The organism is Hoylesella marshii DSM 16973 = JCM 13450 (assembly GCF_000146675.1).
In the GTDB taxonomy this organism is placed as follows: domain Bacteria; phylum Bacteroidota; class Bacteroidia; order Bacteroidales; family Bacteroidaceae; genus Prevotella; species Prevotella marshii.
Genome location: NZ_GL397214.1, coordinates 294,179 through 296,497, shown reverse-complemented (window position 1 = coordinate 296,497; position 2,319 = coordinate 294,179). Strand labels below are relative to the sequence as shown.

At 46.4% G+C, this 2,319-nt stretch carries 1 protein-coding gene; it reads right to left on the bottom strand.

The window, feature by feature from the left end; genetic code table 11:
• Window positions 1–440: 440 nt before the first annotated feature.
• A complete protein-coding gene (locus HMPREF0658_RS01230; RefSeq protein ID WP_006947972.1) occupies window positions 441–2,186 on the bottom strand; it encodes a hypothetical protein in 1,746 nt (581 codons plus the stop codon).
• Between the last annotated feature and the right edge of the window lie 133 nt (window positions 2,187–2,319).

The window sequence follows — 2,319 nt, the reverse complement described above, 5'->3', positions numbered from 1 at the left end:
AATTGCCTGTTGCAAAGTGTCATTCCACTTTTTCCGAACGCTTGCAGCGTTCCTGCAAATACATTCATTAACAGTTTGACGCTTGCAGCGTTCCTGCAAATATATTCTTTAACAGTTTGATGCTTGCAGTGCTCCTGCAAATACATTCCTTAACAGTTTAGCGCTTGCAGTGCTCCTGCAAATACATTCCTTAACAGTTTGGCGCTTGCAGTGCTCCTGCAAATACATCCATTAACAGTTTGATGCTTGCAGTGCTCCTGCAAATACATCCATTAACAGTTTGACGCTTGCAGTGCTCCTGCAAATACATCCATTAACAGTTTGGCGCTTGCAGTGCTCCTGCAAACACTAAACCTTTTGGTTTCAGGCTCGCAGCTTGCCTGCACGTGTTGGAATGCGTAGGGGCACATCGGCCGCGTTCCTACCATACTATTCATCGTTTAGAAATGAACGAAGGGACGGATGAGGCAAGTATTATTATGCCGAGCGGAACTTTGGCCGACAACATACGTCTTCTTTATATTGTCATAGTACAAGACGGGGGTTTGATTACTCGACCAACCACCACCAGAGAGCACCACTTCAGAGCTTGTCCAATACCCCGGTCCTGATGCTGATATTGCATCACCACCAGCGTCTGTAAAGGCCTTGTTGATTAAATTGATGTAATCAAATTTTAATTCTACATTATATTTATTTATCGTCGTAATGGTTGGTGTGCCATAGCATGCAATCAACTGTTTAATTTCGCCCGTCGCAGGCAAATACCACTTTCCAATGTTTTGCGGCGTAACACCGGGATTATAATTAGCAGCCGCATAAAAACAAGTGTAGTTATTGTTATCATTTGCCTTTACCGTTCCATCTTTCGAACCCGCAGTCTCCCAGGTCCACTTGTAGCCATCAACATCGTTGAGTGTGGAGGCCATATCGGAATAGTTTGAAGTGTTGTTCTTTTCAAACAGTCGTGTGCCGGCAGGAGGCCAAGCACCGTAGACAAACCCCTTATTTCCCCACTGATTAACACAATCCTTCAGTGCCACAGCCTTGCCCTGCTTTCCCTTTTTCTTGTTCATCACCACCACACCGATAGGTGTGCGGCTGCCTTTGTCTTCGAGCATGCCCACCGTTCCGTCGGAAAACAGATATATGGGATTGGGGGTGAGCGATAACACCACCGTGCGGGTTTGGTTGGTTTGCCAATATATATTCAGCAAATCTTTTATACTGATTTTTTCCCCGGTAAGCGGTTTTCCGTAGATAGAGCCTGCGATAAATTCGATATAAGAACCTGCCGTATCGGGATTTGGCAAAAGATATTGATAATCGGTGGTTACCGTGAAAGGTGCAAACCCCGTCTCGGTATTGGCAGTTGCAGTAGCGGGTATATCAAACGTATAGTCGAAATGGGTTCCGTCTATCAACGTCAGGGAAGTTCCGTCGGGATGAAGAATACCTTTTATCCAAGCGCCCGGAAGATGACAGCGTGTTTTAATGCCCGGAATGTTTTGCTTGTAGGTTCTGAATTTAAAACGCACGCGGTTGCACAGATGCTTCATGGTGAAGTGCACATCCAGCGAGAGGTCGGTAGCGGCAAGAGAAATTTCGTTGGTTACGCCCACCATGGCATTGGTCAGGTTACCATAAGAGATAGCTTTTTGAGTGCCATAATCTTCGAATTCTATCCCCTCGCTGATGCAGACAAACTTGTATGTTCCCGGCGCAAGGATAAGGCGCCCCTCGGTGCAGGTAAAGTTACCGTTCGAGAAAGTGCCTTTCAGCATTTTATGGTTACCCTCTATCCGTTGTCTGGTTATGGGGTTGACGGCATAAATGCGATATGTGCCGCCACCATCAAGCGCCTTGGGTGCGCGGGTAGAGGCATCTTCTTCCTCTTCTTCGATACTGACGTCGGCAGTCAGCCCGTTACCCAAATTTACGGTGCGTTCTTCGGGTTCGGGAAAAAACGACCGGGTGGCAGGTTTGCTTTGAAAATTTTCTTCGTTGGCGGTGATTTTGATGGTGCTGCCCTCACCACCAATAACAACGGTTTCTTTGGTGCCCACGCCGTCTTCATCACTCTTGCAGGCTGTAAACACCGATGCTACACTGAACACGCATACCCCGAACAGTATGCCTTTAATAGCTTGTTTCATTTGCTGTTTGTCATTTAATGGTTTGTTCATTGCTTATGCCTTTATAAATTGATATCAAGTCCATCGCCCTCGTTTTCTTCATCTTCTCCCCATTCTTCCTCTTTGTTTTGTTCACCCGTGTGGGTACCATGGACGGAAGTTTCGAGGAAATGCTCTTGCTCTA